Source organism: Actinoplanes sp. NPDC051475 (assembly GCF_040689425.1).
Classification (GTDB): domain Bacteria; phylum Actinomycetota; class Actinomycetes; order Mycobacteriales; family Micromonosporaceae; genus Actinoplanes.
In genome coordinates this window covers 455187-469276 of the sequence record NZ_JBFAZZ010000001.1, presented here as the reverse complement: position 1 = coordinate 469276, position 14090 = coordinate 455187, and the positions used below count along the sequence as shown (strand labels likewise).

Here is a 14090-nt window from a genome sequence, read left to right as displayed (position 1 = left end):
CAATCCACTAATCAACTAGTGGACTGAGGATGATCCGCTTCCGGGACTTTGTCAACCACCGTCCGCCGGTCGTCAGGCAGCCGCCGGGTCGCGCCCGTGCGGTCCAGCAGGCCCAGCAGAGGCACGGCGACCCGCCGCGTGGTGCCCAGCGCCTGCCGCGCCTCGCTCAGGGTGAACGGCTGCGGCAGCCCCGCCAGGACCTGCGCCGCCCGTTCCGGCGCGCCCGCCCGCAGCACCACGTTCTCCGCCACCTGGACGACCAGGCCGGCCCGTACCGCCGCCCCGAGCTGCCGGGTACCCAGCCCCACCTCCGCCAGCCGGTACGCCTCCGGCGCGGCGAACGGCCGGTCGGCCAGGTCGGCGAAGGCCTTCTCCACCGCGGCGACCAGCTCCTGCGGCACCCCGGTCGCCCCGGCCGCCACCCGGCCCGCGCGGAGCACGAACGGCGGGCGTACCAGAGCCTCCACCAGCGAGCGGTCCGGCAACTCCAGCCGGTGCCGCAGCGCTTCCACGGGTACGCCGGGCTCGAGCGGCCGTTCCCCGGCGTGGGCCTCGACCTCCGCCGCCAGGCGCGTCCCCAGCCACGCCCAGTGCTCCGGGTCGGCCAGCCACTCGCCGGCCACGGCATCCCCGCCGGCGGGCACCCCCATGCGCACCAGTTCGCTCCGCCGGGCCAGCCTGCGTCGGCGCAACTCTCCCGCCAGGTCCGGCACCCCGTCCATCCCGGACAGCGTGCCGGCCCGGGCCGCGGCCGCACCGCGCCGCTGCAGACCCGGGGGTACGACGTCGAGCACGGTCACGCCGCCGGCGACGTGGTGCCGCCCGGGGTCCCGCAGCAGCGCCCGGTCGCCGATGCGCAGCGGCAGCGCCCGGGCCAGCCGCAGGCGTGCCGTGTCGGTGCCCAGCGGGCGTACCCGTACCGGAACCGCGGCCGACCCGGCATGCAGGGTGAGCGTGCCCGGAAGGCCGGCCACCGGATCGCCGTGCACCCGCACGTCCACGAGATCGGTGAGGTGGAAGCGCCCGGGCGTGAGCAACGCGGCACCCCGGCCGACCTCGTCCTTGCCGACGCCCCGCAGGTTCACGGCCACCCGGGCCGGGCCGCGGACCGCGGTGACCGGCTCCCCGAGGCTCTGCAGACCCCGCACCCGCACGACCCGGTCCGCGCCGGTCAGCTCCAGCTCGTCACCGGTACGCAGCTCGCCGCCGCCGAGGGTGCCGGTGACGACCGTGCCCGCACCCTTGATCGTGAACGCGCGGTCGACCCACAACCGCACCGGACCGACGGCCGGTACGGGCAACGCCGTGACCAGCCGGCTCAGGGCGCTCCGCAGCTCCCCCAGCCCGGCTCCCGTGACCGCGCTGACCGCGACGACCTCCACCGCACCCAGCGACGTGGCGGCGATCTCCTCGGCCGCACGCCGCATCGCCGGCCCCGGATCCGCCAGGTCGGCGCGGGACACCACCAGCAGTCCGTGCCGCACGCCGAGGGCGTCCAGGGCGGCGAGGTGCTCGGCGGACTGCGGCATCCACCCCTCGTCGGCGGCGACCACGACCATGGCGGCGGGCACCGGCCCGATCCCGGCGAGCATGTTCGGCACGAAGCGCTCGTGCCCCGGCACGTCGACGAAGGCCACGGTGCCGCCGGGATCCAGGGTGGTCCAGGCGAAGCCGAGGTCAATGGTCATCCCGCGGCGGCGCTCCTCGGCCCAGCGGTCGGGCTCCATCCCGGTCAGGGCCCGGACCAGCGTGGACTTGCCGTGATCCACGTGTCCGGCGGTGGCGACGACGTGCACGTCAATCCGCCAGGACGGCGTTCACCACGGCCTTGTCCTGACCGGGCGGCACACATCGGAGGTCCAGCAAAAGCCGTCCACGGACGACCCGGCCCACGATCGCCGGTTCACCGAGGCGCAACCGCCGTGCGTACTCCTCCGGCAGCGCGACGGCCCACGACGGCAGCTCGAGCTCCGGCGCGCCGCCCCCGCCGACCACGGCGACCGACTCGACGACCTCAGCGGCCACGCCCGCGGCGGAGAGCTCGGCGGCGACGCGCCCGGTCCGTGCCCGCAGCGAGGCCGGGTCCGCCCGCAGCGCTCGCCACGTCGGCGTCTCCGGCCCGGCGACCGTGGCCTGCAGCGCGGCCAGGGTCAGCTTGTCCACCCGCAGCGCCCGGGCCAGCGGATGCCGGCGCAGCCGCTCCACCAGGGCGGCGTCGCCGAGCAGCAGCCCGGCCTGCGGGCCGCCGAGCAGCTTGTCCCCGCTGGCGATGACGAGACCGGCACCGGCCGCCAGCGTGGAGGCCGCGTCCGGCTCGTCCGGCAGCAGCGGATCGGGCGCGAGCAACCCGGAGCCGATGTCGGCGACGACCGGCACCTCGAGCCCGGTCAGCTCCGCCACCGGAACCGCCCGCGTGAACCCCCGCACGACGAAGTTGGAGGGATGCACCTTGAGCACGAACCCGGTCTCGGGCCCGACGGCCGAGGCGTAGTCGTCGCGCGAGGTGCGGTTGGTGGTGCCGACCTCCCGCAGCCGCGCACCGGTGGACACGAGCAGGTCGGGCAGGCGGAACCCGTCGCCGATCTCGACGAGCTCCCCGCGGCTGACGACGATCTCGCGCCCCTGGGCGAGGACGGTGGCGGCCAGGACGAGAGCCGCGGCGCCGTTGTTGACGACATGGACACCGCCCGCGGCGGGCACGGCCACGGCCAGGGCGGCGAGGGCATCGCGGCCCCGCCGAGCGCGGCGGCCGGTATCGAGGTCGAGTTCGACGTCGGTGTGCCCGGCCGCGGCGGCGACGGCCTCGACCGCGGCCGGCGAGAGGGCGGCCCGGCCCAGGTTGGTGTGCAGGACGACGCCCGTGGCGTTCAGGACCGGCCGCAGCCCGCCGGCCGTTCCGGGCAGCGCGGCCAGGGCGGCGGCGATGACGTCGCCGGGCTCCAGCCCGCCGGCACGGGCCCGCTCCTGGGCGGCGACCACAGCCGCCTTGACGGGCCCTCGCCCGATCCGCTCCGCGGCGGCGGCCAGGCGCGGATCGTCGAGCGCGGTGTCGGTACCCGGGATCCGGCGGCGAGGGTCCACGCTGTCACCGTACCGACCGGCGGGCGGATCTACTCGGTGAGGTCGTCCAGCCCCTGCTCCCAGCGCCGGCGTCGCTGCTCGAGCGTCTGCTCCCACCACGGCGTGCCCCGTTCGCCGAGCGCCACCTTCGCCGCCTGCACCCTCGCGCGGGCGGACGCCGGATCCTGGCCCGAGCGCAGCGCCGCGCCGACATCCCGTCGAGCGGCCATCAAGGCCTTGCGCAGAGCCGCCGCCGTGTCCCCAGGAATGGCGGGATCGGTCGCGCGCCAGCGGCGCCCCGAGATGACGACGAAACGCCCGTCCTCGGTGCGCTGAGGCTCAGGCAACCGCGGCCTTCACCAGCGCGATGACCTTCTTCTCCACCGCGGGGGTCCACTTCCGCAGCGCGTACGACACCGGCCACAGATCGCCGTCGTCCAGGGTGGCGGTGTCCTGGAAGCCCAGTGTCGAATACCGGTAGTTGAACTTGCCCGAGTCCTGGAAGAACACGACGATCTTGTCGTCCGCGTTCGCGTAGGCCGGCATCCCGTACCAGGTCTTCGGCGAAAGCTCCGGAGCGCCCGCGGTGACCGCCACGTGCACGCGCTCGGCCAGCGCCCGGTCCTCCGGAGCCATCTGCGCGATCCGGTCGAGAAGCGCCTGCAGCCCGTCGGCCCGCTTGGCCCCCTTCTTACCCTCGGCACGCAGCTCGGCGGCGCGCTCCTTCATCGCGGCGCGCTCCTCAGCGCTGAAGCCGTCGGAACCGGTCTGCGGACTCTTCGCGGGCATTCCTCACGCCACCTCTCGACCCTCAAGGCGCGGCGCGACGCCGGCCACCTGCGGAAAGACTAGGACCGGCGGAATCCGCCGCGCTTCTCGAATCCTGACCGGATCGCCGGAGGAAATCTGTGCCGTTGGACTCACCCGCTCCCGGACGGGGCTCCCAGGGTTGATCATCGACTGGTGATTCTGGTCGTGTTGTCCCTCGTGCTCGGAGCCCTGTTCCTCGTCACCGGCGGCGGCAAGGTCGCCGGCCTGCCCCAGAGCCTCCGGGCCCGGGACCAGTTCGGCATGACCCCCCAGGCCTGGCGCACCATCGGCCTCCTCGAAGCCGCCGGCGCGATCGGCCTGCTGCTCGGGCTGAAGGTGGGCCTGATCGGCCTGCTCGCGGCGATCGGCTTGGCGCTCCTGATGCTCGGCGCCACCGCCACGCGGGTCAAAGTACGCGACCAGGCTTGGCTGATCGGGCTGGATGTCGTGGTTCTCGTCCTGGTCGGCATCACGGCGGCACTGCAGATCGCCCGATAGCCGATCGCCAGCGCCGTATGCACGGTTGAGCCGCGGCGCTGAATCGGCGGTTCTCCTCGGCGGCCCGTCCAGAATCGACGTTGACCAGGTAGAAGTCGGCGAAGTTGTCGTGCGGGTCCGCGTACAGCAGGTCCTCATGCGTGGCGGCATCGGCCAGAATCTCGTCCACCGGGCGGTCGGCGGCCGCGAGGGCCTGCTGCAGGTCCCGAAGGCGCGGAAGCCATTACGCCCCGCGGCGTCCCTCCCGGGCGACGGCAAGGCTCACCCGAGGCAACGCATCGGCTAGAGCCTCACTGCCGCAGTGCGCCTCACGCGGTTGGCCGCCCCGAACTCCGGCGTACAGGCCGCCTCGGGCGTGCAGGGTCACCGGCTGCGCCGGACTCGCTGGCAGAGGGCTTCGGCTACCGCGGTTGAAGGTGAGGGCCAATGCAGTCCGGCCTCACCGGGCTGTTCACCCGTACGACTGACGAAGTGACGAAGTAGGTGCCTCAAGCTGCGCAAACACCGCGGCAACTGGAAGGAACCAAACGAGCTCGGTGGCTGGGAACGGTGCGCCTTCGTGCCCGGCTGATCATGCAATGTCCAATAGGGGATATGCCTACAGTCCGCGATCGCTTCAGCGCCGCCCGTGACGCCTGGAAAACCGGCGCGTCCTCCCCCACCCCACCGTCAGTGGTCGGCAGCGCCCGATCGAGAGGGCGGCGGCCTAGAGCCGCCGCACGGGTCGGCGCGGTACCGCGTCGGCTGCGCCAGGTCAGATCTGCGCCGACCGGGGTGAAGCAGGACAAGTGGCAACGGGCCACCGCGATCGCCAGTCTCCTGTCGGTCCTAGCGGTAGCAGTCGGCCTTGTCGTCACCAACAACTACAACCGAGAACAGCAGAATCTCGCAGAACAAGGGCAGATCACCGACCGATTCACCAAGGCCGTCGAACAGCTCGGCCAACCCGGCCCCAACAAGATCGACATACGCCTAGGAGCGATCTATGCCCTACAACGCATCATGCGTGACTCGGCCGCAGACCAACCCGCAGTCGTAGAAATCCTCGCAGCTTTCATCCGCGTCCACGCTCCCGCACGCGCACCACGCCCGGTCGGGCCAGACGCGAACACCTCGCCCCCGGTGGACATTCAGGCGGCCGTGACCGTGCTGGGCCGCCGCAACGCCACCTACGACAGCTCAGTGGATCGCTTGAACCTGGTGGGCACACAACTGCACGGCGCTGACCTGACCCGCGCGGACCTGGCCGACGCGGACCTGGCCTACGCGAACTTGACCCAAGCGGACCTGACCAGCGCGGACCTGACCGGCTCGTACCTGCGCAGCGCGTACCTGAGCGACGCGTTCCTGGGCTACGTGAACCTGACCGGCGCGGACCTGAGCGGCGCGCACCTGGGCAGCGCGTTCCTGACCGGCGCGCACCTGACCGACGCGTTCCTGACCGGCGCGCACCTGACCGGCGCGGACCTGACCGGCGCGGACCTGAGCGGCGCGCACCTGAGCAGCGCGGATCTGACCGACGCCCATCTGCTCGGCGCGGAGCTGACCGGCGCGGACCTGACCGGCGCGAACCTGACCGGCGCAAACCTGAACTACGCGAACCTGACCGGGGCGCGCCTGAGGCCCGAGCAACTGCGCTGCGCCTACGTCACCGACGCCACGAAGCTCTCGCCGGGAGTGGAGCGGCCGGGCGCAGACGCACCGGTCAACAACCCGAACTGCAAGCACTGAGCCCAAGTCGCAACCCGGCGACGATTTACTTCCGCAGCTTCCTAGCCGCCTGTGCCCACGTCCCAGGTCAGCCCGCTCACTCCGGAACCTCGTCAGTTCGTCGGTCCGGGCCGCGCCTCGACGAACTGGTGCAGGAAAGGGCGTGGAGACGTGAGGACGTCGAAAAATGGATCAAAGAGCATCGTGCGGATCTCTGGATCGAGTGACCGCTTCCGTCAAGGAACGATTCCGGTGCGTCGACCAGCAGCGGGCTGCAAGCTGAGCTGCGACGACGGTCCGTCGTGATCCACTGACGTTCAGCGGCAATCGATGCGGTTGTCAATCGGCTAGTCACCCGACCATTCCGGTAGCGCTGCGCAATCATCACAATCTTCGAAGAGGCGGCGGGTCTCGGCCGAGATGTGGTATGCCGGTAGCGCAGCCACGCCGTAACACCGAAGACCATCGCGAGAAGGTGCGAAGGACCGGCAACTCCTGCCGCCGCCGCACCCTTCAGCCATGGGAGATGCTGGTGAGCGGAGGCGGACGGGAATCGAACCCGCCTGACTCGGATACCGAGCCACACCGGTTTTGAAGACCGGGAGGGGCACCAGCCACCTGAACGCCTCCGTCGATCACCCTAGCGGGATCTCCCCGGACCGAGCGCGCGGCCCGGCCCCGTGCGACAGTGCGGGGGTGACGACGACGCAACCCCAGCGGCTGACCCAGTACGCCCACGGCGGCGGGTGTGCCTGCAAGATTCCACCCGGCGAGCTCGAAGCCGTGGTCGCCGGCCTGGTCGGTTCCGCGGCGCCCGAGGGGCCCGGTGAGCTGCTGGTCGGGCTCGACGACGGGGACGACGCCGCCGTGGTGAAGCTGGGTGCCGGTATGGCCGTGGTGGCAACCGCCGACTTCTTCACGCCGGTCGTCGACGACGCGTACGACTGGGGCCGCATCGCCGCCGCCAACGCCCTGTCCGACGTGTACGCGATGGGCGGTAGTCCCGTCGTCGCCGTGAACCTGCTGGCGTGGCCGCGTGACGTGCTGCCGATGGAGCTGGCCGGCGAGGTGTTGCGGGGCGGTCTGGATGTCGCCCGCGAAGCGGGGTGTCATGTCGCCGGCGGGCACAGCGTGGACGACCCGGAACCCAAGTACGGCATGGCGGTCACCGGTGTCGCCGACCCGGCCCGGCTGATGCGCAACGACGCCGGGGTGGCCGGCACTCCCCTGACGCTGACCAAGCCGCTGGGCATCGGGGTCCTCAACAGCCGCCACAAGGCGACCGGCGAGGTGTTCCCGCAGGCCGTGGCGGCGATGAGCCAGCTGAACCGGGACGCCGCGGAGGCCGCCCTCGAAGCCGGCGCGGTATGCGCGACCGATGTCACCGGGTTCGGGCTGCTCGGCCACTTGCACAAGCTGGCCCGGGCGAGCGGGGTCACGGCCCGGGTCGACGCGGGAGCCGTGCCCTACCTCGACGGCGCGCGGGAGGCACTGGCCGGCGGGTACGTCAGCGGCGGCACCCGCCGTAACCTCGAATGGGTCTCGCCGCACGCCGACACCGGCACCGTGTCCACCGAGGAGTTGCTGCTGCTGGCGGACGCGCAGACCTCCGGCGGGCTGCTGGTCGCCGGAGTCGTTCCGGGCTACCCCGTCGTGGGCGAACTGGTGCCGGCCCGCGCCGACGGGAAGACGCTCGAGATCCGCTGAGGGGTCGGGATGCCGGGCCCGCGACAGCAGCAGGATCAGTGTCCGACGGCGCCCCGCCGCGGAGCACCGGACGTCTTCGCCGTCGGTTCGTCGGGAGCCACGGTGTCCGCAGGCGGGGGTGACCCGGCCGGCGACCGCGAAGCCAGGCGTTCGCGCTGCGGGACCACCGTGTACTTCGGGTCCTTCGCCGAGGCCACGCCGCCGTCGAAGATGCCGAAGCGGGTGGCGAGCGACGCGGTCAGCAGCGAGAGCCCCGACACTGCCGACACCAGCCGGCTGCGCCGTCCCAGCACCGCCCCGACGACCCCGGCCACGGTCAGCAGCCGGCCCGTCCGCAGCAGACGGCCGGCCCTGCCCTCACGGTAGGGCTCGCTGAGGATGCCCTTGGTGGTCTCGATGCGGTGGGCGCCGTAGAGCTCGAGCGCCGCGCCGCACACGGCCATCCGCCGGGCCGGGCCCGCCTGGTCGGCCGGCGCGGCCAGCAGGCCGACCCCGGCGCCGCTGGCCAGGGCGCTGCCGGCGAAGACGAACGGCAGTTCCGGGTACGCCTCGTGCCAGCTGGGCGTGGCCGTGTCGGAGAGCAGCACCGCCGTGTACGTCGCCAGCGCCGGCGCGAAGACGGCGGCGCCGTACTGGCCCGCGGTGCCGAGCGGGGGCAGGACGCGGCGGGCCAGGCCCAGCACACCGCGTCGCGGCAGCAGCGGTGCCGCCTCCGCGACGGCCGACGCGCCGGCGGCCGCACCGAACGCGCTGAGGATCCAGGTGCCCATGGACATCGGTGACGTCGGCTTCGCCACCCGCAGCATGTTGATGAAGCGTTCGGGGCGGCCGAGGTCGTGGACGAGGAAGTACGAGCTGGCGGTGAGGGCACCCAGTGCGGTCAGCCGCCCGGCCCGGCGCAGGGCCGGCCGGCCGGTGGCGTCGCCGCCGGCCGCCAGCAGCGCCGAGCCGGCCGCGAGCCCGCCGGTGAACAGGTACGCGGCGATGTCGTGGTGCCACACCGGCGCCTTGACGATGGGCCGGCCGTAGTAGGACCGGAACTCGGCCGGCGGCACCATCGACCGGTCGCCGCCCTTGCGGGGGCTCACGAGCGCCGTCCCGCGAACGACACCACGACGGTGGCGGCCATGGCGAGGCCGGCCAGACCGGCCCGCTTCCACATCGCCTTCAGGTCCCGGGTGGTCACCACCGGGTCCGGCGGCAGGCCGTACACCTCGGGTTCGTCGAGGAGAAGGAAGAAAGCGCCGTCGCCGCCGACACCGTCCTCCGGGTCGTGGCCGTACAGGCGGGCCTCGGCGACACCCTGCTCGTGCAACTTCTCGAGGCGGTGGGCGGCGCGGCCGCGTAGCTCGTCCAGCTCGCCGTACTGGATGGACTCGGTCGGGCAGGCCTTGGCGCAGGCCGGGGTGAGGCCGTCGCCGATCCGGTCGTAGCAGAGCGTGCACTTCCACGCGCGGCCGTCGTCCTTGCGCTGGTCGATGACACCGTACGGGCAGGCCGGGATGCAGTAGCCGCAGCCGTTGCAGATGTCCTCCTGCACCACGACCGTGCCGAACTCGGTGCGGAACAGCGAGCCGGTGGGGCACACGTCGAGGCAGGCCGCATGGGTGCAGTGTTTGCACACGTTGGACATCATCAGCCAGCGGAAGTCGCTGCGCGGCGCGTCGAGGGTGCGCCCCGGCAGGTCGGACATCGGCATGCCCAGGAACTGCGTGCCGGCCGCGGCGAGGGCGTCGGCAGCCGGCGGCACGCCCGGTGAAGTGCCGGTGTCCTGTCCGGTGCCCGCCGCGACGACGGCCGTCCGGGCGCTCACCGACGGTCCGGTGGGCATGCCCTCGAAAGCGCCCGGGGTGTCCGTGCCGTGGCCGGAGCCGGCCACCGGCTGCTCGATGAACGCGACGTGGCGCCAGGAGTTGGCGGTCAGGCCGCCGGTGTTGTCGTACGACGTGCCGAGCAGGTTGAAGCCGTCGTCCGGGACGAGGTTCCACTCCTTGCACGCCACCTCGCACGCCTTGCACCCGATGCAGACGCTGGTGTCGGTGAAGAACCCCATCCGCGGCGGCGGGTCCAGATAGCCCGCGTCGGGGGCCGGGTCCAGCGGGCCGTAGAGGCTGTTCGGTCCGGCCACGTCAGCTCTCCTCCGGCTGGTCGACCTCGGTGGTGAGGATGGGCGTGCGGCGATCCGGTAAGAGCCCGGCCCGCTCACGGTAGCCGCGCACGTACTCGAGCAGCTCCGGACCGGTGGGACGGCGTCCCGGCCGGATGTCGCACGTGCCCACCTTGCTCTCCTGGATGAGCACGTTCGGATCCAGGGTGATGCCGATCAGGTCGTTGGCCGAGTCGCCGGTCACCAGCCCCTCGCCGCCCCAGTGGTACGGCATCCAGATCTGGTGCACGATCCGGTCCTCGATGCGCAGCGGGGTGAGCCGGTCGGTCACCAGCACCCGCGCCTCGATCGCCGCGCGGGCGGTGACCACGTGCGCCCAGCCCAGGTGCTCCAGGCCGCGCTCGCCGGCGAGCTCCGGCGACACCTCGACGAACATCTCCGGCTGCAGCTCCGACAGGTACGCGAGCTGCCGGCTCATGCCACCGGCCGTGTGGTGCTCGGTGAGCCGGCTGGTGCTGAAGACGTACGGGAAGACCTCGAGGTGTTTCTCCGGCGCGCTCGGGTGGGTGAGGTTGTCCGAGCGGTCGTACACCTTGCGGGTGGGGTTGGCCTGCTGCTCGTAGAGCGGGTTACGGACCATCGACTCGGCCGGCTCGTAGTGCGTCGGCATCGGGCCGTCGATGAGCCCGCTGGGCGCGTAGAGCCAGCCCTTCCCGTCGCCCTGCATGATGAACGCGTCGTCGCCCGAGATCGCCTCGACGCCGGTCGCGCCCTCCGGCGGCCGGTACGACGGCGGCTTGGTCTTCTCGAAGTCGGGCACGTCGTGGCCGGTCCACTGGCCGGTCTCCGGGTCCCACCAGACGTACTTCTTGCGCTCGGACCAGGGGCGGCCGTCGGGGTCGGCGGACGCGCGGTTGTAGAGCGTGCGCCGGTCGGCCGGCCAGGCCCAGCCCCACTCGCGGGCCACCCAGTCCTGGTCGCGGCCCGGCTTGCGGCGGGCGGCCTGGTTGACGCCGTCCTTGAACACGCCGGTGTAGATCCAGCAGCCGCCCGCGGTCGAGCCGTCCGGCTTCATCTCGGTGAAGGCGGACAGCGGGCGACCGGTGGAGATCTCCCAGCCGTTGATCTCTTTGAGCACGTCCTCGCCGCTGGGCTCGTCGCCGCGTTCGCCGTGCAGCGGGTAGTCCCACGTCAGGTTGAGCAGTCCCTGGTCGCGCGGCGCGGTGGAGCCGGCCAGCCGTTCCCGCAGCATGCGCCCGAGGTGGTAGAAGAACCACAGCTCGGAGCGGCAGTCGCCCGGCGGCTCGACGGCCTTCTCGCGCCACTGCAGGAGCCGCTGGGTCTGGGTGAACGTGCCCTCCTTCTCCGCGTGCGAGGCCGCCGGCATGAAGAACACCTCGGTCTTGCACTGCTCGGGCACGATCTCGCCGGTGGCGACCTCCGGGCCGTCCTTCCAGAACGTCGCGCTCTCGATCAGGAACAGGTCGCGGACCACCAGCCAGTCCAGGTTGGCCATGCCCAGGCGCTGGGCGCGGCCGTGCGCGGAGCCCACCGCCGGGTTCTGGCCGAGCAGGAAGTACCCCTTGATCTTGCCGTCGATCATGTCGAGGACCTGCTGGTACGTGCCGTGGTCGCCGGTGAGCCGGGGCAGCCAGCCGTACCCGAAGTCGTTCTCGCTCGTGGCAGCGTCACCGAAGTACGCCTTGAGCAGGCTGACCGCGAATGCCTCGGCGTCGGCCCAGAAGCCCTGCTGCTCGGGGTGCCGGATCGAATCGACCCACTGGCGGAACGTCTCGTGCTGGCTGTGGTGCGGCATCGGCAGGTAGCCGGGGAGCAGGTTGAACAGGGTCGGGATGTCGGTCGAGCCCTGGATGCTGGCGTGCCCGCGCAGCGCCATCACGCCGCCGCCCGGGCGGCCCATGTTGCCGAGCAGCAGCTGGATGATCGCGCCCGCGCGGATGTACTGCACGCCGACGCTGTGCTGCGTCCAGCCCACGGAGTAGACCAGGGCGGTGGTCCGCTCGCGGCCGGAGTTCGCCGTCCACGCCTCGCAGACCTCGAGGAACTTGTCCTGCGGCACGCCGCAGAGCCGTTCCACCATCTCCGGCGTGTAGCGGGCATAGTGCCGCTTGAGGACCTGGTAAACGCAGCGCGGGTTCTGCAGGGAAGGGTCACGCGGCACGTCCGCGGGCACCGGCGGGCCGTGGGACTCCTGCTCGAGCCCGGAGGCGGTCTCGCGGTCGACGTGCGACTCGCCCTCGTCCTGCCCGTGCTCCTGCTGGCCCTCGTACTGCCAGCTGCTCTGGTCGTACGCGTGGGTCTCGGGGTCGTAGCCGGAGAACAGCCCGCCGAGCTCCTCGGTGTCCTGGAAGTCCTCACTGACCAGCATGGACGCATTGGTGTACGCGAGCACGTACTCCCGGAAGTCCTTCTCGTTCGTGAGGATGTAGTTGATCACCCCACCCAGGAAGGCGATGTCCGCACCGGCACGCACGGGCACATAACTGTGCGCCAGCGCACTGGTACGGGTGAAGCGCGGATCGATGTGGATGACCTTGGCGCCGCGCCTCTTCGCGTCCACCACGTACTGGAAGCCCACGGGGTGGGCCTCCGCCATGTTGGAACCCTGGATGATGATGCAGTCGGCGTTGACCAGATCCTGGAGGAAGTTGGTGGCCCCGCCACGGCCGAAGCTGGTCCCCAGACCGGGGACGGTGGCGGAGTGTCAAATACGCGCCTGGTTCTCGATCTGGATGGCACCCATGGCGGTGAAGAGCTTCTTGATCAGGTAGTTCTCTTCGTTGTCCAGCGTGGCGCCGCCGAGGCTCGAGATGCCGAGCGTGCGGTTGAGGGGCCGCCCGTCCTCGTCGGCGTCCTCCCAGGTCTCCTCCCGCGCGGCGAGCACCCGGTCGGCGATCATGCTCATCGCCGTGTCGAGGTCGAGTTCCTCCCACCGGGTGCCGTACGGCCGGCGGTAGAGCACCTTCTGCTGGCGGCGGTCGCTGGTCACCAGGCTCTTGCTGGCCGAACCTTTGGGGCAGAGCCGGCCCTTCGAGATCGGGCTGTCCGGGTCGCCCTCGATCTGGACGACCTTGCCGTCCTTGACGAAGATCCGCTGGCCGCATCCGACCGCGCAGTACGGGCACACGGACCGGGCCATGGAATCGGCGGTCTCGGTGCGCGCCGTGAGGGTCTTCGAGCGCTCGGACTGCGCGGCGGCACCCCGGCCCAGCGGGTCGGTGCCGGTGAGCTGCCGGTAGACCGGCCAGCCCTCGATCCAGGTGCGGACGCCCATGAGATCGACACTAGACCACGGGTCCGGGCGCCGCACGGCGAGCGGCGCCCGGCGGGTTCCCCACTACTTGATCTTGGCGAGGTAGGCGTCGAGGGCGGCGTAGCTCTGCTCGACGCCCGCCTCCATGCCGGACTGGATCATGCCGTCCCGGTCCGCCTGCGAGGTGAACGTGGTCGTGCTGGTCACGGTGGTCCGCCCGGCCTGCTCGGTGAACACGTAGCGCTCGACGGCGACGTGGCCGGCCATCGGCTCGTACTCGAAGGTCCACGTGAAGGTGTCCGGGGTCTGGATCTCGCGGAACTCGCCGCGGAACGCGTGCTCCTGGCCGTCCGCGGTCTCGACGAAGCGCCAGGTGCCGCCGACCCGGAAGTCGATCGTCACGTCGAGCGGGTTGCCGCGGCCCCACCAGTGCCGGATGTGGTCGGCCTCGGTGTGCGCGGCGAAGACCAGCTCCTTCGGGGCGTCGAACGTACGGCTCAGGACGAGTTCGGTGTCGGACGGGGTGCTGATGGCGACGGTGCTCACGACTTCTTCTCCTTCTGCAGGGTGTCCAGGTAGTTGCCCAGCGCGTCGTTGCGCTCCTCCCAGAGCCGCCGGTACTGCGCGACCCAGCCGGCGATGTCGCGCAGCGGGGTCGGCTCGATCCGCACCCGCCGCCACTGCGCCTCCCGGGTCCGCACGATCAGGCCGGCGCGCTCGAGCACGTTGAGGTGCTTCGAGATCGCCTGGGCGCTGATCGGGAACGGGGCGCCGAGCTCGGCGACGGTCGCGTCGCCCTGCGCAAGCCGGGCCAGGATCGCCCGGCGGGTCGGGTCGGCGAGGGCGGCGAAGACGCCACCGATCGGGTCCGCTGTCGTCATGCTCTCAACCACCTGGCTTGTAAACCGATCGGCTTATCAACCG

13 protein-coding genes and 1 tRNA gene are annotated in these 14090 nt (G+C 71.9%); 4 read left to right on the top strand and 10 right to left on the bottom strand.

Annotated features, from left to right (window positions below; translation table 11 throughout):
* Window positions 1–11: 11 nt before the first annotated feature.
* The 4 genes from selB to AB0368_RS02095 are packed head-to-tail and all read right to left on the bottom strand — an operon-like array spanning window position 12 to window position 3849.
* Window positions 12–1796, bottom strand: a complete 1785-nt coding sequence (selB, locus tag AB0368_RS02110; RefSeq protein WP_366151897.1) for a selenocysteine-specific translation elongation factor — start codon at window positions 1794–1796, stop codon at window positions 12–14.
* A gap of 1 nt (window position 1797) precedes the next feature.
* Complete coding sequence (selA, locus tag AB0368_RS02105) at window positions 1798–3081, bottom strand: L-seryl-tRNA(Sec) selenium transferase (protein WP_366151896.1); 1284 nt, start codon at window positions 3079–3081, stop codon at window positions 1798–1800.
* Window positions 3082–3110: 29 nt separating this feature from the next.
* Entirely contained in the window at window positions 3111–3407 is a 297-nt protein-coding gene (locus AB0368_RS02100) for a hypothetical protein (RefSeq protein WP_366151895.1), read from the bottom strand.
* Window positions 3400–3849, bottom strand: coding sequence for a hypothetical protein (locus AB0368_RS02095; protein ID WP_366151894.1), 450 nt, complete (start codon window positions 3847–3849; stop codon window positions 3400–3402). Before AB0368_RS02095 ends, AB0368_RS02100 begins: the two co-directional genes overlap by 8 nt.
* Before the next feature lie 174 nt (window positions 3850–4023).
* On the opposite strand from AB0368_RS02095, the gene AB0368_RS02090 reads away from it, so the two are divergent.
* From AB0368_RS02090 to AB0368_RS02080, 3 genes are all read left to right on the top strand, one after another.
* A complete protein-coding gene (locus tag AB0368_RS02090; RefSeq protein ID WP_366151893.1) occupies window positions 4024–4368 on the top strand; it encodes a DoxX family protein in 345 nt (114 codons plus the stop codon).
* Between the two features lie 109 nt (window positions 4369–4477).
* On the top strand, window positions 4478–4654 hold the full coding sequence (locus AB0368_RS02085; protein WP_366151892.1) for a hypothetical protein: 177 nt from the start codon (window positions 4478–4480) through the stop codon (window positions 4652–4654).
* A 488-nt stretch (window positions 4655–5142) separates the two neighbouring features.
* Complete coding sequence (locus AB0368_RS02080; protein ID WP_366151891.1) at window positions 5143–6099, top strand: pentapeptide repeat-containing protein; 957 nt, start codon at window positions 5143–5145, stop codon at window positions 6097–6099.
* 515 nt (window positions 6100–6614) lie between these two features.
* Here AB0368_RS02080 and AB0368_RS02075 read toward each other — a convergent pair.
* A tRNA-Sec gene (locus tag AB0368_RS02075) sits at window positions 6615–6708 on the bottom strand.
* Window positions 6709–6774: 66 nt separating this feature from the next.
* Here AB0368_RS02075 and selD point away from each other — a divergent pair.
* Complete coding sequence (gene selD, locus AB0368_RS02070; RefSeq protein WP_366151890.1) at window positions 6775–7785, top strand: selenide, water dikinase SelD; 1011 nt, start codon at window positions 6775–6777, stop codon at window positions 7783–7785.
* A 35-nt stretch (window positions 7786–7820) separates the two neighbouring features.
* Here selD and nrfD read toward each other — a convergent pair whose 3' ends face one another.
* From nrfD to AB0368_RS02045, 5 genes are all read right to left on the bottom strand, one after another.
* The gene (gene nrfD / locus AB0368_RS02065; RefSeq protein ID WP_366152378.1) at window positions 7821–8843 is read right to left on the bottom strand and encodes an NrfD/PsrC family molybdoenzyme membrane anchor subunit; all 1023 of its coding nucleotides are present in this window, start codon (window positions 8841–8843) and stop codon (window positions 7821–7823) included.
* 26 nt (window positions 8844–8869) lie between these two features.
* Window positions 8870–9913 carry a 4Fe-4S dicluster domain-containing protein gene (locus tag AB0368_RS02060; RefSeq protein ID WP_366151889.1) on the bottom strand — a complete coding sequence of 348 codons (1044 nt, stop codon included), beginning with the start codon at window positions 9911–9913 and terminating at the stop codon, window positions 8870–8872.
* A 1-nt stretch (window position 9914) separates the two neighbouring features.
* Window positions 9915–13187 (bottom strand): formate dehydrogenase, encoded by a 3273-nt coding sequence (gene fdh, locus AB0368_RS02055; RefSeq protein WP_366151888.1) that lies wholly within the window; start codon window positions 13185–13187, stop codon window positions 9915–9917.
* A gap of 63 nt (window positions 13188–13250) precedes the next feature.
* On the bottom strand, window positions 13251–13712 hold the full coding sequence (locus AB0368_RS02050) for an SRPBCC domain-containing protein (RefSeq protein WP_366151887.1): 462 nt from the start codon (window positions 13710–13712) through the stop codon (window positions 13251–13253).
* On the bottom strand, window positions 13709–14047 hold the full coding sequence (locus AB0368_RS02045) for a metalloregulator ArsR/SmtB family transcription factor (protein ID WP_366151886.1): 339 nt from the start codon (window positions 14045–14047) through the stop codon (window positions 13709–13711). Before AB0368_RS02045 ends, AB0368_RS02050 begins: the two co-directional genes overlap by 4 nt.
* Between the last annotated feature and the right edge of the window lie 43 nt (window positions 14048–14090).